Raw genomic sequence first — 19,140 nt, forward strand, 5'->3', positions numbered from 1 at the left:
GACGTCCTGTTCCTTGTCCGAGGGAAGATTTATGCAGTGGCACGCTGCTTTTCCAATCCTCCCAGACGAACGCTCACAACCTTGGAGACGCCTGGCTCTTGCATGGTAACGCCGTAGATGAGGTCTGCGGCCTGCATCATACGCTTGGAGTGTGTGACCATCACGAACTGTGTATCTGCGGACATGCTGCGCAGCATCTCCGCCAGACGGCCTACGTTGGTTTCATCCAGCGGCGCGTCCACTTCGTCCAGTACGCAGAAGGGGCTGGGCTGGTATTGGAAGATGCCCATGAGCAGAGAAAGCGCAGTGAGGGCCTTTTCTCCACCGGAGAGCAAAAAGACATTTTGCAGCTTCTTGCCCGGCGGCTGTGCCACAATGTCCACGCCGCTTTCGGCCGCGTTCTCCTCATCGGTGAGGCGCATGAAGGCCTGTCCGCCGCCAAAGAGTCTGGAGAAGACAGCGCTGAAATTCTGATTAATGAGGGCAAAGGCCTCGTCGAATTTTGTGCGCGAAATCTCATCGATCTCTTTAATGGTGGCCTGTGTATTGTCAATCGACTCAAGCAGGTCTTTCCGCTGGGTTTCAAGGAACTGATGGCGCTGCTCCGTCTCCTTGTATTCCTCCAGCGCCATCATATTCACCGGCCCCATATTCTCCAGCTTCTGGCGTAAGGCGCGGCAGGCCTCATCTTCGGCCGTCAGCGCGTCTCCCTCAATGCGCGCGATTTCGGTATCTTCGCGCAGGGCCGCTGCCTCAAGATTCAAATCGCTGATGCAGCTTTCCTCCAGATGCTTCAGCTCAGCGGCCAGCGTTGCGGCAGTGGTGCTCAATTGGCTGCGCTGTTCGCGCAGGGCATCGGTTTCTGCGCGCAGGACCTTCAGCTTCTGTTCGGTCTCTGCCAGGCTGGCGCGCAGCGTCTTCGCCTCTTCCGTCAGGGTGGCCACTTCTTCGAGTGCCTGCTGGCGGACCTGCGTCCACTCCTGCTGCTGGACGGCGAGCTGCTCATTTTCCCGGGTGCGCTGCTGCTGCTCGGCCGCAGCCGAGGCAATCTGCTGCTCCAGCTGGGCAACGCGGCGCTCCATGTCAGCATGGAGACTGGTGATGCGCGAGAAGGCGGCCTCTGCCCCGCGGCGACGCTCTTCGAGTCCCGCCAGTTCGGCGGACATCTGCGCGGCCTCCTGCTGCGCGGTCTCGCGCAAACGGCGCAGCTCCTCCACCTGCTGCTGTAGCTCTACCAGCGACTGTTCCTGGGCGGCGTGCTGCGTTTCAAGCCGAGCAATCTCTTCGCGCTTTTGTTCAATTAAAGTCTGCTTGGCATGGCGCGCGTCCTTGTTTCGCTCGCTTTGCAGGCTCCATTCCTGCAAACGGCGCTCCAGGCGCTGGACCTCGGAGTCCATCTGGCGCAACGCGGCACTTTGGTTGGCGCTTTCCCGTTCTGCCATGCGGCGCTCTTCGCCTTTTGCATCGAGTTGCCTGGTCAGATCAGCCAGTTCCCGGGCAAGGGCCGCCGCTTTCAGGTCGGCCTGCCCCAGTTCCTTTTCAACGGCCTCAAGTTTCTGTTGCACCTCACGCAGGTCCCGTTTCAAAGCCAGGGGGCCGGCCGCGCTGGGTTTCCCGCCCGTCACCGTCACGTTGTGGAAGCATTCGCCGGAGGGTGCAAGGAAAAACGCGTTCGGATTTTCCAGCGCCAGAGAGCGCGCCGTCTCCGGATCTGGAGTTACATAGCCATCGCGCAGCTTAGGCAGAATCACTTCCAGCGATTTGCCAAAGCCATCCAGCACACGGATGCAGTTCTTGAGCGGCACTACTCCGTGCTGTTGTTCATAATGGTTTCCGCTGCTGCCCTCTGCTGCAAAAGAGAACTTTGCCTGGGAATCCTCCGGATGCACGAGAAATGTTGCGCGGCCGTCCACATCGGATTTCAGCAGACGCATCCCTTCATGTGCCGCATCCCAGCTTTTTACAACGATATAATTCAGCTCGTCGCGCAGGAACTCATCTACCACATGCTCGTGCTGTCCGGTGACCTCCAGGAAATCGGCCAGGGTGCCTACCGGGGCCAGTCCGCCGCCGAGAGAGTTGGCGCGCAGCAGTTTTCGCACCGTGTCCGTGGAGTAGCTGTGCTCGCGAATGAGGGCTTCGAGGGAGTTACGGCGTCCGGTAAGCGTAGCATGTTCGGCGCGAAGCTGGTCGCCCCGCTTCCTGGCTTCGATTTCTTCGGTGCGTTTGGCAGAAATTTCGGAGCGAAGCTGGGCAATTTCTGCTTCCAGCCTCTTCAGGGTCTCGGTGGCCGACTCGAACCTGAGCGAGACCTGCCCGCGCTCTGCCCCCAGCGCTTCCAGGTCGCGCCTGACAGACTCCATCTCGGTGGTGAGGCGCTGCGCATCCCGCTCCAATGAGGCCAGCGACTCCTCGGCCTGCGCCATGTGGTTGCGTGCCTGCCCCACCTGTTGCAGAAGCTGCATTGCCTGGCGGCGGGCGGCCTCTGCGCGCTGTTCGGCCGCAGATACGGCCTGCACTGCCTCCCTTGCCTGTTGCTGTCTGGCCTGCGCCTGCTGGCGAAAGCTTTCTGCCTCGGCTGCTGCGGTCTGCAAGAAGACGCGGTTCTGTTCGCGTTCGTTCTTCAGATTCTCAAGCTGCTGTTTTGCCTGCTCCAGCTCTGCGCCGCCGGAAGCAGTGCGTTTGCCCAGCTCGGCGATTCGTTCCTGGTTGGCATTCTGCCTGGAGCTGGCCCGCTCCAGTTCCACGGCGCTCTGGTTGGCGCGGGTGGAAGCATCCTTTGCTGCGGCGTCAAGTTCGTAACCACGCTGCATTCCAGCGGTGTGCTCGGCATCGAGCGCTTCCATCTCAGCGCTGTGGTCATCGATCTTTTGTGTCAGTGCGGCAATCTCCGCCTCCAGACGGGCCTGCTCAGAGTCCATCTGCGCAATTTTGCTGGCCAGCACGACACGCAGGCGGGAACGCATCTCGTCGCGCAGGGCAGCATAGCGCTCGGCCTTGGCTGCCTGGCGCTTTAAAGATGCCATCTGACGCGTGACCTCTTCAAAGATGTCATTCACGCGGGCCAGGTTCTGCTTGGCCTGTTCCAGGCGCAGCTCGGCAAGCCGCTTCTTTGTCTTAAAGCGTGTGATTCCTGCGGCCTCTTCGATAATGGCGCGGCGGTCATGCGGCTTTGAGCTCAGAAGCTGGCCGATGCGCTCCTGCCCGATGATGGCGTAGGACTCCGGCCCCAGGCCCGTTCCCATGAAGATGTCCTGGATGTCGCGGAGACGGCAGAGCTTGCCATTTAACAGATATTCGCTTTCGCCGGTGCGGAAGAGGCGCCGCGTCACCACGATTTCACCCTGCTGCGGGGTCCTCTGAAACTTGCGGCGGCGGATTTTCAGCACCACCTGGGTGCCGTTGCCTTCCGCCTCGGCTTGCGCAGGCGCTTCGGCCTCTACAACCTGCCCGGGCTGCGATTCTGCGATGATCTCTTCGACTTCCGCCATGCGCTCGGCCCGGAGCTTCTCTTCGTCCCAGTCCGGGTCCATCTCGTTCTCAATGACGATTTCCGGCTCCTGCAATAGAGGGCCGCCGGTATAGGCCTCTGGATCAATGAGGGTTATGGAGACCTCCGCCATGCCCAGAGGTTTGCGGTCGCGCGTTCCAGCAAAGATGACGTCCTCCATCTTGCCGCCGCGCAGACTCTTGGCGCTCTGCTCTCCAAGGACCCAGCTCACCCCGTCCAGAATGTTGGACTTCCCGCATCCATTGGGACCCACCACAACTGCGATGCCTTGCCCAGGCAGGGCCACCTCGGTGCGGTCGCAAAAGGACTTAAAGCCCAGGATCTGGATTTTTTTCAGCTTCAGCATAAGGATGTGCTCCTTTACAAGGCCGGAGAGGTGCTTTCAGAGAAAACTGTAGCGTCCGGAAAGAGCAGAATCAACACCTGCACCCCAACATCTTGTGGATAAGGCGTCCCAAACTCCACAAATAGGACATCTTGCCCAAAAAATGTTCCACGTGGAACATTTTCCGGATAGCGGGGACGCGGGAGAGGCCAGATATCGTGAGATTAGTCCGATGAACAGGGCAAAACAAGCAAAAAGCGCGTGAAAAGGTGCTGGTCTTGGTGCGCTTTTCCCTGAAAGTTCTATTCGGAGATGGGAGGATGGGTCTGATGGATTGACGGTGTGGGGTCCAGGGACCTTCGCTGTCCGTATCGAGTAAAAAAGATTGGTGGAGGCGGCGGGAGTCGAACCCGCGTCCGAAATTGCAGTCAGCAGAGAGACTCCATGCTCAGTCGCGTTCCGGAAAGTTTCGCTTTGTGCACTCAGAACGGACAAGATGTGCGCATCGCTAGTCCGTAGATCTTGTCTCTACGGCCCAGACCCAGCCGCAAAGACCAGCCTGCTGTGCGACGTCCTTCCCCGGCCCGCAGGCCAAGCCGTGGAGGACGGCTACTTAGTCAATTAAGCAGCGTATGCCAGTTGATGATCGGCAATTATCATTTTCCAGGCGATTACGGGTGCCCAGCCCCCGGCATGCCTCTTTGCCGCAAACAATTCCGTCGAAACCGTGACGCCCCCAATGTGGAGCCGCTTCGAGGAAGTTTGAAGCGATGAGAAAGAACTAAAGCCTATTCTACGCTCTTTGGATGCGGAAAAGGGCCGGGTGGCTTCTGCTATTGCGATTGCTGCTCGGCGATCTTTTCCTCGATGCGATGCGCGCCGGTGGTCTGCTGCAGGGCGCGCAGCTGCTCAAACTGCTGCAGGGCCTCCCGTGCCTTGTCTGGCTGGCCCTCTTTGCGGTAGAGCCGCACAAGATGATAGTAGGCAGAGCGCCGGGTGTCGGTATCTTCGGGATTGGCGGTTGCAGCAATTTCAAACTCCTCGATGGCCTTCCGGGTCTCGTCCGCGGATTCAGCCGCCCTGCCCAGCCAGAAATGTGCCTGATAGAGACCGGGGTTTCTTTTCAGGGCCTCCTGTAACAAAGGAAGTCCCTCGCTGGGTTGTTCCCGCACGATGTAAAGAGCGCCCAGTTTATAAAGGACCGAAGTGCTGTAGGGGTCGATTTGTCTCTCGGCCTCATAGGCGGCCTTGGCCGCGTCCAGGTCATTGATCATCCATTCAATGTCGCCGAGAGATTCGTGCAGGCCGGGTTCCTGAGGGGCAAGAGCAATGGCCCTCTGGTATTCCCTTGCCGCCTCCTCGGTCTTGTCCTGCTCCTCAAAAGACTGCGCCAGGACCTGATGAATACGCCAGGACTTCGGATACTTTTCGTACATCTGCGAATAGATTTGTTTGGAGACAAGCATGTGTGCTCGGCCACGGTGATACATGATGTCCACGTCGTCCGGGTCCAGGGCGGCGGCCTTGTCCAGGGAGCGGGCGGCATCGTCGTACTTGCCGTCAGCCAACTGGGCGACACCGAGCCACATCCAGACCTTCGCATCTGAGGGGAAGTGAAGGGCAGCGGACCGGAGTACGCGAATGGCCTCGGCGCCATTACCTGTTTTGTAGTAAGCGATGCCCAGAAACAGCTCCGCTCCGCGAAGCTTCGGGTCCAGGGCCACGGCATGTTTCAGTGCCGAGATGGCTTCGTCGGGCTTTTGTGCGCCCTGCAGGGCCAGTCCCAGGTCCAGATAGGCCGGAGCAAAGGTCGGGTTTTGTTGCACCACGGCCCGGAAGTCTGCCGCGGCTTCATCAAAGCGGCCCTGCTGCGCGGCCTGCGTGCCCTGCTGAAAGGCCTGCTGCCAACTGGCAGACTGGCTGCTGGCGGTCCCCAACAGGAGGCAGGCGAGGAGGGAAGAGAGTACGGTCCTGTCCATTTTTATGACCAAAATCCTATCTCATCCTTGAGCAAAATGGGCCGCCGAAGGTGGGCGGCCCGGAAAGTCCTGATGCGGTCCAGGATCAAAATTCGATTTTCATCAGGAACTGTACGTTGCGCGGTCCGTTGACCATCGAGGTCGGACTGACGAAGCCGAAGGTGTAGTAATCGTTGGGCCCGTCGGTGTTGGGCCGGTTAAAGATATGACGATTGAACGCGTCAATCATATCGGCCTCAAATCGGAAGGTGAGTCCCTCTGTGATGGGGATACGTTTAATGATGCTGAAGTCCTCATCGAGGTAACGGAAACTGCGTATCTCGCTTGTGGTGCGGGGCATGTCGCCGAATACATATCCCCGCGAGTTGACCAGACTGGCGCTGTTGGGATCATACATAGCACCGTAATTAAAGTAGCGATATGGGTTGGGGTTGGTCGCCGGATTGTAAACATCATTGCTAAAAATGGCCTGTTTTGCCACGTCAAAGTGTCCGTTACGGACCCAGTTGCTGGCCAGAGGCTGTCCCTGGACGCGGCTATACCGGATGCAGTTATCAAAGCCGGGAATGCCCGTGGCGCAGTAGAAGGAGATGGGCTGGCCGGACTGATAACGCTGTACACCCCCGATCTGCCATCCGCCGACAACCTTGTCCACGACACCGCCTTTCGACAGGAACTTCTTTCCCTTGCCGAAGGGCAGTTCATACAGGTAGCTCAGCACGAAGGTCTGCGGGGTGTCCTGGTTGCTGATGGCCTTCTCGGTCTTTTTGTTGAAGGGGTTCTGGATGACGCCGCCGCCGTGCAGGTTGGAGAAATAGGGCAGGGCATCGTCAGCGTCGGTAAGTGTCTTGGACCAAGTGTAGGACGCCAGCAGATTCAGTCCATCATGGAAGCGCCGCTGGAGAGAGGTTTCCAGCGCATGATAGCTGGATTGACCGAGGTTTTCCAGGCAGCAGTCGGTATTGAAGCCAAAGTACTGCGGATACGGGCGCAGGGCCTGGGCCACGGTCTGCGAAGTAGGAAATGTGCTGTAGGGCAAATGGACTCCGGCCTGCTGCGCGGCTGCGGAAGTTATGGGTGCGCTCAAGGTATTTCCCAGAGCAAAGTATTTTTCCGGCAGGCAGTTCCAGCAATCAAACGTAGAACGCAGGTGGGTGGAGTGCTGGCCGACGTAGGTCATGTCCCAGATCAGGTCGGTTGCTAACTGGTGTTGTACACCAAGGCTCCAGTTTTCCACCATGCCGGGCCGGTTGAAGTTGGGAGAGATGTAGGTCGGCCCGTTGAAATTCAACTGCGTGCCGTCGAGGTTCGGTGGTTTGGTATAGGCCGGGAATCCCGGAGAAGCATCGAGGGTGAAGGACGGGTCGAATCCATTGGGGCTGAAGAAGCCGGGGTTTGCCTGAAAGCCGGTGCGCAGGTCTGTGCCGAAGTCGGCGTAAATCATAGCAGCGTAGATGATGCCTGCCCCGCCGCGGACGACCATTTTGTTGTCCATGGCCTTGGGCGACCAGGCGAAACCGACGCGCGGGCCAAAATCTTTGTGCCAGGGCTTGACCCAGGTCTCTCCGGTGACGCCGGTGCGGCCCTGGCCCTTTCCGGCGAAGACCAGGACGCCGGGAAGGTTGCCGGCGGCAGGGTTCGGAGCAGAAAGATCAATATTGGATGTGTTATCGTCCCGTTCGCGACGCGGAACGTCAACGTCCCAGCGCAGGCCGTAGTTCAGGGTAAGGGTAGGTGTGATCTTAAAGTTGTCCTGAATAAACAACGCATAATAGTGGGCCAGCCATTTGGGTTGGTTGGCATAGGACGTCAGCGTGGCGTAGCCGACCTGTCCTGTCAGCAGGCTGGCCAGACCGTTGCCGGTAGTCGCGACGGTACCATTTGTGGCCGAGGTGGTATAGGAGTCAAAGTCGAGTTCTCCGCTTTCTCCGGCGTGGCTGAGTGGGAAGTAAATCTGATAGCGGTAGTCCAGGCCGAACTTGATTTCGTGTCTGCCGTGGATCCAGGTATAGGTGTCGTTCAGACGATATCCATTGTCAATGGTGTCTCCGTCCACGTTGTCGCCGAAGCCGGTATAGCCGCCGACTACGATGGCAGGGAAAGTGCGGCCGCCGCCATTGCTAATGCCGAGCTTGGAATCCCAGTTGCCGCCATAGCGAATTCCGGCGCCATAATTGCCGCTGTTGGTGCGGTTATAGCCCAGATTGAAGTGATTGAGCTGAGTGGCAGTAAAGGCATAGTCGTAGCCGAAGCGCAGATAGTGAGTGAAGAAGTCCTGGTTACGACCTGCCCCAGCCACGGAGGGGAGCCAGGGATTGGTGGAGAGGCGGGTGTTGTCGCGCGAGTTGTAGGTAAAGTACATCTTCTGCTTCGGGGTAAGGTTCTGGTCCACGCGCACGGTCATGGAGGTGTCCAGAATGGGGAAGGTCCAGCGATAGACGTAGTTGTTGGTGAGGGAGCTGGTCTGCGGAGCGGGATAGTAGCTCTTGAGGTTGTTGATGATGCTCTGGGCCGCAGAACTGAGGGCATAATTGGTGATCTTGTTCCCAGGGAAGGCGGTGCGGCAGTAATTGGAGCCGACGAGTCGGGTGGTGCGGGGATCAAAGATCTGTCCCTGGTAGATGGTCGACCCATCGCATGGATTCGTGCCTACGGGAGTCGTTGTGAGATATGCACTGAAGTCTCCATTGAGCATGGCTGGAGTCGGGATGGTATCGGTGCTGATGCCGCCGGTGGTCTGCCGGTACTGCTCCCAGGAGAAGAAGAAGAAGGTCTTGTCGCGGCCGTTATAGAGTTTCGGGATCCAGACCGGGCCGCCGAGAGTACCGCCGTAGTCGTTCTTTTTGTCCAGAGGGCGCTGGTAGTTCGCGCGCTGTGCGGGGTCGTCCTTGTAGTAAGAGAGGTAAAGGTTATTTCCCCAGTTGTTGGCGTCCAGTGCCTCGTTTTTGAACAGGTCGTAGACTTTTCCGTGAAACTTGTTGGTGCCGGCCGTGGTGCTGAAACTTTCAATGCCGCCGGTGGTCCGTCCCAGCTCAGCCGGCATGGTGGACAGCTCCACTTTATAGGTTGAGATGGCTTCGACCGAGGGAGCGGTCTCATCGAAAGAGGAGCCGTTTTCCGAGCGGTAGATGCTGGCCCCATCGAGAAGGACCTCAGTGGAATAGGCCTGGCCGCCCGAGATTTTGGATTCAAAGGTGCCGCCGTTTCCATTTGCTGTGCCCGGACCGGCAGTGCCGGGCATGAGGAAGACAAACGCCTCAGGCGAACGCATGGCGCTGACCACGCTTCCATTCAGATTCAGAGGAAGATCAAGGGCCTGTTTGGAGGTAATGACGCCGAAGACGTCCGAGGTTTCGGTCTGAATCGTCGGGGCGTCTCCCTGGACGGTGACGGTCTCCTGCGCAGCCCCGACCTGAAGAGTGACATTGACGGCACTGGTGGACCCGACCTGTACCACGACGCCGTGCACGGTCTCAGTTTTGAATCCCGTAGCGGTGACGGTAATGTCATAGGTGCCAATATTGACATTTGGGAACCGGTAGGCACCTGCCCCTGTCGAAACGGTTTCGTAGGTGGTATGCCGGTTTTCTTCAACGGCAGTGAGTCTGGCCCCTCCGATGACGCTTCCGGTCACATCCTGCACATTGCCTGCGATGGCGCCCTGGTTGGTCTGGGCGAACACGGGAAGAGAGCAAAGAGCAAGGGACGTGAGCGCAAAGCAGGAAAGCGAAGGAAACGAGGGCACTTTGCGGAAACGTATTCCCGCAAAACCAAAAAATTTCATACAGCGCCTCCTGGATAACACCTGGTGTTTTTCTTAAAAGAATTTAGAAATCGTTTTCCGAACTGTCCGCAAAAGTACAACAAGAAAATTTCAAGTGCAGAGGATAGTGTCGAAAAAAATCGTTGTCAAGAATTTTTTTGAGCCAGATTTTATGATGATTCCCTAGTAAACAGGCCAAGCACCAGTGGGACCAGAGAAGGTTTTTGGGGCGACTGTGTAAACGATTACTTCAATGTCTGCACGGAGGGGACAAGCAAGACACGGGTCCAGGACCGAGGACGCCTGCCAAAAGAAAAGGCTGCGAGGCAGGGCCCCGCAGCCGGCAAGTCCTTCAGGAGCTTCTAATAATGAATACGCAGTACGACCTGCATGTTTCGCGGTCCGAGGACGAGCTGACCGGTGTTGAACTGGTTCAGGATCTGCCCAAAGGACGGGTCGTATGGGTTGGTATCAGGCTTGGCAAAGACATGGCGGTTGAAGACGTTAAAGGCTTCCAGGCGCAGATCAATGCCCACCTGCTCGTGCACCTGCCATGTCTTGTTGAGGTTCATGTCCTCGTCTGCATAGTTGAAGGTGCGGATGTCGGCGGAGTTTCGCGGCATGGTGCCGAAGTGGTACGGACCGCCGTTGCGGTTTGCATTCGGGTCGGCGAAGGCCGCGCAGTTGAAATAGCCGGTACCATTGCAGGGGCCGGTGTAGTTAAAGGGATTAAATTTATGGTTCCGGGCCACATCGCTATAGACTGAGACCCCGGGGACCCGGTTGAAGCGGATTCCATTGTCAAAGCCGGGAATGCCAATGGCGCCATAAAAGCTCATGGGCTGTCCGGTGACATAGCGCTGGATGCCGCCAATGCGCCAACCACCAAGGATCTGGTTGACGACCGGGTGGGCGTTGGCAAGAAATTTGCGGCCTTTGCCGAAGGGCAAGTCGTAGAGGTAACTGACGACGAAATTATTAGGAACGTCCTGCGCGCTGACGGCCTTTTCTGCCTTCAGATTGTAGGGGTTTTGGGTGCCGCCCTGGCTGAGCAGGGTGTTCCAGTAGGGCTGGATGCTGTCGGCATCGGTGATGGTTTTCGAGAAAGTATAGGAGGCCAGCAAAGTCAGGCCCTGACTGAAACGCCGCTGGAGCTTCGCTTCCAAAGCATTGTAGGTGGCCTGGCCGGTGTTTTGCAGGTAGCTGTCTCCATTGATATAGCCATACTGCGGGAAGGGGCGTAGTGCCTGCTGGACGGTCACATCCGGCCCCCAGGTGTTGGTGAAGTTGGGGTAGGGCGCGCTGATGCCTGCAGCGATGGCCTGCGGAGAATTGATGGTTGCGTTCAGGGTGTCGCCAAGCTGGAGGTATTTTTCCGGCATGTCATTGAGGTAAATGAGCAGCGCGTGCAGGCGAGTCGAGTGCTGCCCCAGATATCCGATGGTGCCGACGAGGTCTTTGGCAATTTCCTGTTGGACCTCAAGGGACCAGGACTGGACCATCGCCGGGCGGCCATAGGATTTGCCGACATAGTCTATGGCCTGACCATTCAGTTGGGTGGGGTCAAGATTGATGCCGCTGGGAGGAGTGGGGAAGCCGTTGTCCAGTGGCCCCCAGGGCAGGAAGCCGTTTGCATTGAAATAGTTGGGGTTGGCGGTAAAGCCCTGGGTCAGGCCCTGTCCATAATCCGCATAGATGAGCGGGCCGTAGTAAATACTGTAATTGCCGCGAAGTACAGACAGGCCCTGAAGGAAGCCCGGAGACCAGGCAAAACCGATGCGCGGAGAAAAGTCTTTGCGGTAGACGTCCGCCCAGGTTTCCTGCATATTGCCATTGCGTCCTGCACCTTTGCCGGCAAATTCCAGTACGCCAGGAATGCCATTGGCACCGGGGTTGGGCGCGGTCGGATTGAGAGCAGAGCTGTTGCCTTCAGCTTCCCAGCGCGGTGTATCCACATCCCAGCGGAAACCGAGATTGAAGGTGAGGTTGGGACGGAACTTCCAGTCATCCTGAAGAAAAGCGCCATAGTAGTGGGAAATCCAGCGGGGGTGATGGTAGAAGATCTGGCGGTTTTCATCCCCCGGGACCCCGAGCAGGAAGGCCGCAACGCTGTTCCCTGTGGGACCGATCTCATTGTTTGTCCCAGCGGTCTGGTTGCGGAAGAAGTTAAAGGAACCGGCCTGCCCGCCATTGTTGATGTAAGAGAACTGCTGCCAGCGGAAGGTCCCGCCGAAGCGGATGCTATGGGCACCCTTCTGCCAGTTGACGTAATCATAAGCAGCGATGGCGTTGTCTACGTTGTCATCGGCATTGGCCTGACCGATGGTGGGGCCATCCTGGCCAAGACTGAATACGGGAAATGTTGGCCCATAGCCATTCTGGATGCCGAGCATCTGGTCCCAGTCTTTGCCGGAGAGTGCAGCGCGAGATGAGTTGTAGCTGTTGATGCGGTTACTGCCGATGACGAACTCGTTCAGGATGCTGGGTGAAAGAATGTAGTCCCATCCGCCGCGGAAGTACTTGGCGTAAAAGTCCTGCACCTGCGGACCGGTATCAATCGGGAAGGGGAAGTTTGGATTTCCCGGCGTGTAGTTTTCGCGTGAGTTCCAGAAGCCGAAGAGGCGATGTCTTGTGCCGATGTTCTGGTCAATCCGGATGCCGTAAACCGATTGGGTATTGGTGCTGGTGGTGAAGTAGGCAAAGTTGTTGATCTGTCCGGGGAGATTGGGTGGAGGAATGTAGGCCAGGATTTTCTGTGCCAACTGGCTGCGGTTGGTGGGGACCTGGTTGTTTTGAAATTCGGTGCGGCACATCACTCCATTTACGGTCTGGGTCGTGTTGGGGTCGAAGATCTGGCCAGTGAGCAGGACCCGGCCGGTGCATGGGTTGACGGGGTTCCCGGCCACAGGGCCGCCCAAGGTAGCAGAAAAATCTCCATTCCGCTCTGCGGCCGTGGGAACGGTGCTGAGGGCCGTACCGCCGTTGTTATAGCGCAGCTCCTCAAAAGAGAAGAAGAAGAAAGTCTTGTCGCGGCCGTCGTACAGATGGGGGATGCGTACCGGACCACCCATGGTGATGCCATAGTCGTTCTTGGTGTCTGGAGGGCGTTTGAACTGGCTTTGTACGGAGGGGTTTCCCGCGTTCAGGGCAAGGTATCCGTTGTTAAACCAACTGTTGGCGTCCAGAGCGGCATTTTTGTAGAAATCATAGATGACGCCGTGGTAGCTGTTGGTGCCGCTGCGGGTCTTGAAGTTGGCCAACCCGCCGGTAGTGCGGCCGAACTCAGCAGGCAGGGAGGTAGTTTCGACGCGGAACTCCTGTACGGACTCGACCGAAGGCGTGGTCTGGTCAAAGAGGCCGGACCCATTTTCCGAGCGCTGTGTGCTGATGCCATCGAGCAGATAGTCGCTGCCCAAGGTCTGGCCGCCATCAATCTTGGCGTAAGTCGTACCACCGGAGGTGCCGGGTCCGACAGCGCCTGGGGTGAGAAATTCGAGCGTCTGAAGCGAGCGAAGCGCACCGGAGACCGCCAGCGGGAGTTCCTCAACCTGCTCGGAAGTGATGACAGTACCGATGTCGGAGGTGGAGGTTTCCAGGCCGGGGCCATTCGCCGTGACCTGCACGGTTTCAGTGGCTGCGCCGGCCTGCATGGTCACATTTTGCGAGAAGCGTGTACCGATATAGACCCGGATGCCGGATTTCTGAAAGTCACGAAAGCCACTATAAGCGACCGTGAGGGTGTAGGTGCCGGGGCGGACGGACGGAAAGACATAGTATCCGGTGGAGGAGGTCCTGCCCTGATATTTGGTGCCGGCATTTTGTTCGGTCAGGGTGACGGCGGCATTCGCAATGACGCTGCCGCTCGAGTCTGTGACGGTGCCATCGAGAGAGCCGGTGTCCAGCTGGGCGAAGGCGGGGTAAAGCGGGGTGAGAAGCAGTGGTATCAAAAGGATAAAGGCGAACTTGTGGAAACGTATTCCTGGAATCACTGGGATTGCCTCCTTGTAAACGGGGCCGCTTGGTCCGTTCGAATATTTCTTGAGTAATCGTTTTCTAAACTAGGTAAGACCTTTAGCAACTTCAACGAGGAGATTAGTGGAAGAAAAAATACACTGTCAAGGATTTTTGTATCTGCGCCGACGGAAAACAGCCGGCGAAGGCCTGCGGGATAACGTTAGGGCCGCCCTCTGCGTCCTACAATGAAACCATGCGTGCGCGAGCCTTTTTTTTTCTTCTTGTGCTGCTGATGACCGCGGCTTATGGATGGTCTGCATCGACGGCGAGCGCGCCGCATCTGAGCGTGCAACTGGTTGTACCCCCAGCGGAGATTTATCCCGGGCAGAGTTTTACGGCGGGGCTGTATTTCAGGCTGGAGCCGGGATGGCATGTGTACTGGATCAATGCCGGGGACTCCGGTGAACCGCCGCATTTGCGCTGGACGCTGCCGAAGCAGATAAGCGCTGGGCCGATGCAGTTTCCAGTACCGAAGCGGCTTCCCCTAGGGCCGCTGATGGACTTCGGATATGAAAATGAAGTGCTTTTTCCGGTCCCCATGCACGTCGGGCGGGACTTCCGACCGCCTGCAGACGGCAAGCTCGTGCTGGGTGCGAAGGCAGACTGGCTGGTCTGCCGCGAGGTCTGCATTCCTGGCAAGGCGCAACTGGATGTGGAAAGGAAGGCGCTTGCGGCGCAGCCGGACGCTCCTGGTCTGATCGACAGCGACGAGCAACTCATGGCCCGGATGGCAGGAACACTGCCAAAGCCGCTGCCGGCGGGAATGCAGGCGAGGTTCCTTCCGACGGCGACCGGATTCTCTCTGACCGTCCTGACGGGAGAACGCGAGACCGCAGCCGAGTTCTTTCCCTTTGAGCAAAATCAGATGGCCAATGCCGCGCCGCAAAAAGTAACTCCGCTGAAGAATGGAGTGCGGATTGACATCAAGAAAGATGAAAACCTGCAAAAGCTGCCCGATGTTCTGCATGGGTTGGTGGTGCTTGCCGGCGGGCGTGCCTTTGATGTGAATGCTGTCCAGGGGACGCTGGGGGCACAAGCGGACGCTGCGGGCAGCGCGGGGATGCTTGCTCGGGTGTTGTGGCTGGCTTTTCTGGGAGGCATCGTTCTGAACCTGATGCCGTGTGTGTTTCCGGTGCTTTTTATCAAGGGGTTGTCGCTACTGCACTCCTCAGCGCAGGAACGGCGGAAACTCCGTGTACATGGGCTGGTGTACACGCTTGGCATCCTGGTTTCGTTCTGGTTTATCGTCGCGCTGCTTCTGCTGCTGCGTGCTGGCGGGCGGCAACTGGGATGGGGTTTTCAGTTCCAGTCGTCGGGATTTGTTGCGATGATGGCGCTGCTGCTGTTTTTTCTTGGGCTTTCGCTCGCCGGGATGTTCGAGATCGGACTTTCGTTGACGAGCGTGGGTTCCGGCCTGGCGGCAAAAGAGGGCAACAGCGGCAGCTTTTTTACGGGCGTACTGGCGGTCATTGTGGCCACGCCGTGCACGGCCCCGTTCATGGGGGCAGCCATCGGATATGCTTTGGCGCATTCGGCGCTGGTGAGTTTTCTGGTTTTTACGGCGCTGGCGGTGGGCCTGGCTGCCCCTTACCTGCTGTTGACGTTTCAACCCGCATGGACGAGGGTCCTGCCGCGACCGGGAGTTTGGATGGAGCTCCTCAAACAGGCCACAGCCATTCCTGTTTTTGGAACGGTGATCTGGCTGGTGTGGCTGTTTACGCAGACCGCGGGGGCGAATGCACTGACTGGTCTGCTGAGCGGGTTTGTTCTGCTTGCGGTTGCCGGGTGGATCCTGGGCCGCTGGCCGGCCCGGAGAACGGCAACGATAGCGGCGGTGCTGGTGGCACTGGGTGCGGCGGCAGTGTCGCTTGTTTCTGCGAGCCGCCTGGCAGAAGTCCCGGTCCGGGCGCGCGCGGCAGCAACCTCAGAATGGCAGCCGTTTTCTCCGGGGATCGTCGCGCGATTCCGCCAGGAAGGACGGCCAGTCTTTGTGGATTTCACGGCCAAATGGTGCCTCAGCTGTCAGGTGAATGAGCGTGTCATTTTGCAACGCGCCGATGTGCAGCAGAAGTTTCGGCAGGGAAATTTTGCGTTGGTGCGCGCAGACTGGACCAACAGCGATGAGGCCATCACGCAGGCGTTGAATGCATTGGGTCGCAGCGGGGTGCCGACCTATGCAGTTTATGCCGCTTCGTCGCAGGACCCTCCGCAGGTGCTTCCCGAGGTGCTGACTCCGGGGATTGTATTGCATGCTCTGGATGAGGCCCAGGGAAGACACTGAGGAATCACCGGTCTCTGGCTCAGGATGGTTGTGTGATGGCGTTTTCCGTTCCGGCGGGCGTCGCCGCACTTTGCTGCCAGAGTTCACTCATCAGCAGGCCCCGCAGGTACTCGCAGCGCTGGACGCGCCGCCATCCCGCAGATTGAAGTGCTGAGGCATGGTCGGGCAGTTGCTGCGGACCGAGCGCGGTGAGCAGGCGAAACACTCGGTAGAGGACAAAGACCACGGCTGCGGCAACAGGACGCATCCAGCCGCCTGAGGGAACAGCAAATTCTGAGATGGTCCAGAATGCGCCTGGGCCGGAGAGAGCAGAGACACGTTGCGCCAGCCGTGCGACCTCAGCAGTTGTGAGGCAGTCCAGAAAGAAGTGGGTCGCGATGAGATCGAAGGGAGGGTTCAGGGATGCGGAGCGTGGGACGTTCCACTCGCGCAGGTCCGCCTGTTCCAGGGTCAACCGGTCCGTGGCGTTCACCTTTTTCGCCCGACGGTAAAGCGCCGCCAACATCCCGGCACTGCAATCGACGGCATGGACCCTGGAGTCCGGTGACTGCGCCAGCAGTTGCGCTGTGAAGCGTCCATCACCATCGCCCAGCACCAGCGCGCGTTTCTGTCCAGCCATCGTATGCAGAAATGTAAAGCGGCAGCGTTCCAGTGCATGTCCGAAGCTCAGGTATTCCAGCCAGCGGTATGGTCGTGCGAGCAAACAAAAATGCGGAATCGAGCCGGGCCGAGGATGCTGCCTGCGGGTGCTCATGATCTCGAATGCAGAAGTCCCAGCAAGGGGGTCAGCAGGACCAGGTCGGCGGCGGCGCGCAGATGGAGGGCCTTCAGATGGGTCCGGTTTCGGTCCAGCCAGGCCAGTAAGAGAGCACTGGCAGCAAGCTCAAGAAGAAAGGCCCCGGCGGCACTGGCATGAAGAAGCAAATCGGCGGTGCCGAGGAGCAGCATCCCCAGGGCAAAAGCGATCTGGCGCGATGTGCCTCCGCTGTGTCCGGCCTCCCATTGTTCAATCAGCCAGCAGTTCATCCATGCCAGAAGGAAGCAGGCCGAGACTGGCAGAAACAGGTCAGCAAACCGGCCGGCGGGGCATGCGGCAGCAGGTGCTGCGCAGACCAGCGCGAAAATCAGCCCGACGATGGCCTCTTTGGAGAACCAATGGCGAAGTATCGCAGCCGGACTGCCGGTTGCCGGAGCGGTGGACCGTTCATGAGGATGGAGATTTTGCGTCCCGCGGTTATGAACGGTCACGAAATACACTGTTGCGGCCAGTGCCAACAATGAGTCATGTTCGCGAATGACCGCGGGCATTTGCCAGACAACGAGGGCCAGAGCCACCAGAAGGTTGATGACGGCCAGAGGCAAAAACAGAAGGCGATGCCGCCAGTGGAACCAGTGCCGCGTGCGCAGGGGAACCATGGCACGTCTGGCGTCCAGGAGTCGATCACCCAGGTAGACAGACCAAGTGCCGAGTCCCAGAGCGGCGGGCTCCCAGAGAGGCAGATGGGTGTGAGTCACACGGGCCAAAGCGAGACACCAGCAGACCGCAACCGTCGGTGCATCCAGGCTGGTGAGGTGCCAGATGCTCAGCAGCCGGGCGAGTCGATGGAAAACTGTGGGGCCAAGGCGCTTTCCCAAGATGCGAGAGACAGAGATTTGGGGGGCAAGCTCCACAGCATTGATTTTACGGCGCGCCCTGGAGAGCAAGGCGGGATGGTGTCACACTCCAGGGGAGGCGGGAAAGGTCAGGTCCAGGACTCGGGGTATCGGGATTTGGGGTATTTTGAAAGCGCCCCTGCGAGGCCGCAGGGAGAAGGATCCAATGGTCGGGACGGGCAGATTTGAACTGCCGACCCCTCGCACCCCAAGCGAGTGCTCTACCAGGCTGAGCCACGTCCCGACAACAGAGGTCTTTTTCAGTGTACACGGTTTTTGATGGTCTGTTTACCTGTGGAAGACCTGGCGGCCGAGAGGAGTGCGGCCGGATCCGATGAGGAGGCCAGCAGGGCCGTGGCCCTTCTCAGGGGCGGCGTCTGTTCCTTACAATCAAAGGCATGGTTTCAGCAGTGCTCCGGAAAATCACAGTTTTAGGCATGTGTCTGCCGCTGGTGCTGGCGGCACAACAGATGAAGCGCGGACGCAAGTACACACCGCCGCCGCCCACATGCAAGATCACGGTCACAGTCACGAAGGCGACCAATGGCAAACCTGTTGAGAATGCCGGAGTGGTTTTTCATCCCATCAGGAATGGTAAAGATGACGGCAACATGGAGCTCAAGACCAATGAAGAGGGCAAGGCCGTACTGGATGTCATTCCGATTGGCGATACGGTGCGGCTACAGGTCATAGCAAAGGGCTTCCAGACCTATGGGGCCGATTATGTGCTGGAAGGACCGACGGAAGAGATCCAGGTGAAGCTGAATCCACCGGGACGCCAGTATTCCATCTATGAAAAGCACGACGGCTCACAGGTAGGAGGGCAGGATGAGGTGACCACGCCTGCGTCTCAGGAGGGCCATTCCCAGCAGCCGCATTAAGGGACTTCTGTGTGGCACTCAGTCTGCATCGTCCGGATAGAGGGCGGTGATTTCGATCCTTCCATCGCAGACGGCCAGAGGATGATTGATGGTGAAAGTGTCCGATGATCCCGGAGCGGAGATTGCGATGCGGGAAATCTGCGGGCAGCCCTCACCCGTGGTCCATCCCATCTGAAACCAGACTTCGCCGCGAGGAGCAATCAGCAGCCTGGGCTGGGGTGTGACCGAGGCCGACTGAACCGGCCCCTGGGCAAGTTTCGCGCGGACGGTTGACTCCGTCACTCTTTCCACCTTGATGCTGGAGACTGGGTCGCCGTTTTTATCCAGAAGGGACACGGTGGGGAAGCCGCTGATCCTGCAGGGAGCCAGGCCCTGGTTATAAAAGGCCAGTTTGACCGCGTGATAGTCGCCATTGACGGAGGCAGCAATCTCTGTCACGGTGAGGTCCCGGCTGTCGCAGGGTCCGGCGGCGCTGGTGTCTCCCGATTCTGGGCGCTTCAGGAGCTGCGGTTTCGCCGCAGCGACGAGATAGGGCGCATTCGGGTTGCCTTCGGTCCGCAGGAGTGGTGCGTCGTCGTTTTTAAGGCCGGGGGCGCTGCCATTTGCAAGGCTGTTATGGGCCGCATGGGAACACCCTGCCAGGAACGGGTACACGACGAGAGCAAAAACAGCAATGCGGGGTAGCTGGGAGAGCATGGTACGGCCTCAGACGTTGCTTAAGTGGCTTGGATGC

Annotated in this window: 9 protein-coding genes, 1 tRNA gene and 1 other RNA gene; 2 read left to right on the forward strand and 9 right to left on the reverse strand. The window is 58.6% G+C overall.

All coding sequences use genetic code 11. The features are described from left to right. Window positions 1-29: 29 nt before the first annotated feature. The 5 genes from smc to N655_RS0110855 all read right to left on the reverse strand — a co-directional run bounded on the left by smc (window position 30) and on the right by N655_RS0110855 (window position 13,567). Entirely contained in the window at window positions 30-3,857 is a 3,828-nt protein-coding gene (smc, locus tag N655_RS0110835) for a chromosome segregation protein SMC (protein ID WP_026443014.1), read from the reverse strand. 365 nt (window positions 3,858-4,222) lie between these two features. After that, window positions 4,223-4,574, reverse strand: a transfer-messenger RNA (tmRNA) gene (gene ssrA, locus N655_RS20110). A gap of 95 nt (window positions 4,575-4,669) precedes the next feature. Further along, on the reverse strand, window positions 4,670-5,815 hold the full coding sequence (locus N655_RS0110845) for a tetratricopeptide repeat protein (protein ID WP_026443015.1): 1,146 nt from the start codon (window positions 5,813-5,815) through the stop codon (window positions 4,670-4,672). Window positions 5,816-5,900: 85 nt separating this feature from the next. Beyond that, window positions 5,901-9,599: an outer membrane beta-barrel protein gene (locus N655_RS0110850; RefSeq protein WP_026443016.1), complete on the reverse strand. Its 3,699-nt coding sequence runs from the start codon at window positions 9,597-9,599 to the stop codon at window positions 5,901-5,903. 341 nt (window positions 9,600-9,940) lie between these two features. Beyond that, window positions 9,941-13,567 carry an outer membrane beta-barrel protein gene (locus N655_RS0110855; protein ID WP_238324680.1) on the reverse strand — a complete coding sequence of 1,209 codons (3,627 nt, stop codon included), beginning with the start codon at window positions 13,565-13,567 and terminating at the stop codon, window positions 9,941-9,943. 218 nt (window positions 13,568-13,785) lie between these two features. Here N655_RS0110855 and N655_RS18460 point away from each other — a divergent pair, with 218 nt between their 5' ends. After that, window positions 13,786-15,873 (forward strand): protein-disulfide reductase DsbD family protein, encoded by a 2,088-nt coding sequence (locus N655_RS18460; protein WP_044934475.1) that lies wholly within the window; start codon window positions 13,786-13,788, stop codon window positions 15,871-15,873. A 19-nt stretch (window positions 15,874-15,892) separates the two neighbouring features. Here N655_RS18460 and N655_RS18465 read toward each other — a convergent pair whose 3' ends face one another. From N655_RS18465 to N655_RS0110875, 3 genes are all read right to left on the reverse strand, one after another. Beyond that, a complete protein-coding gene (locus N655_RS18465) occupies window positions 15,893-16,627 on the reverse strand; it encodes a class I SAM-dependent methyltransferase (protein WP_044934478.1) in 735 nt (244 codons plus the stop codon). Next, a complete protein-coding gene (locus tag N655_RS0110870) occupies window positions 16,624-17,508 on the reverse strand; it encodes a hypothetical protein (protein ID WP_155987571.1) in 885 nt (294 codons plus the stop codon). Before N655_RS0110870 ends, N655_RS18465 begins: the two co-directional genes overlap by 4 nt. 185 nt (window positions 17,509-17,693) lie before the next feature. Further along, window positions 17,694-17,770 (reverse strand) — tRNA-Pro (locus N655_RS0110875). Between the two features lie 193 nt (window positions 17,771-17,963). On the opposite strand from N655_RS0110875, the gene N655_RS0110880 reads away from it, so the two are divergent. Beyond that, complete coding sequence (locus tag N655_RS0110880; protein WP_026443019.1) at window positions 17,964-18,407, forward strand: carboxypeptidase-like regulatory domain-containing protein; 444 nt, start codon at window positions 17,964-17,966, stop codon at window positions 18,405-18,407. An 18-nt stretch (window positions 18,408-18,425) separates the two neighbouring features. On the opposite strand, the gene N655_RS0110885 is transcribed toward N655_RS0110880, so the two are convergent. After that, complete coding sequence (locus N655_RS0110885; RefSeq protein ID WP_026443020.1) at window positions 18,426-19,103, reverse strand: DUF4232 domain-containing protein; 678 nt, start codon at window positions 19,101-19,103, stop codon at window positions 18,426-18,428. Window positions 19,104-19,140 lie beyond the last annotated feature (37 nt).

Source organism: Pseudacidobacterium ailaaui, assembly GCF_000688455.1.
Lineage (GTDB): Bacteria > Acidobacteriota > Terriglobia > Terriglobales > Acidobacteriaceae > Pseudacidobacterium > Pseudacidobacterium ailaaui.

Coding starts and splice junctions, on each gene's coding strand:
- N655_RS0110885 (WP_026443020.1), bottom strand. CDS start 19,103: ATGCTCTCCCAGCTACCCCGCATTGCTGTTTTTGCTCTCGTCGTGTAC.
- N655_RS0110845 (WP_026443015.1), bottom strand. CDS start 5,815: ATGGACAGGACCGTACTCTCTTCCCTCCTCGCCTGCCTCCTGTTGGGG.
- N655_RS0110850 (WP_026443016.1), bottom strand. CDS start 9,599: ATGAAATTTTTTGGTTTTGCGGGAATACGTTTCCGCAAAGTGCCCTCG.
- N655_RS18460 (WP_044934475.1), top strand. CDS start 13,786: ATGCGTGCGCGAGCCTTTTTTTTTCTTCTTGTGCTGCTGATGACCGCG.
- smc (WP_026443014.1), bottom strand. CDS start 3,857: ATGCTGAAGCTGAAAAAAATCCAGATCCTGGGCTTTAAGTCCTTTTGC.
- N655_RS18465 (WP_044934478.1), bottom strand. CDS start 16,627: ATGAGCACCCGCAGGCAGCATCCTCGGCCCGGCTCGATTCCGCATTTT.
- N655_RS0110880 (WP_026443019.1), top strand. CDS start 17,964: ATGTGTCTGCCGCTGGTGCTGGCGGCACAACAGATGAAGCGCGGACGC.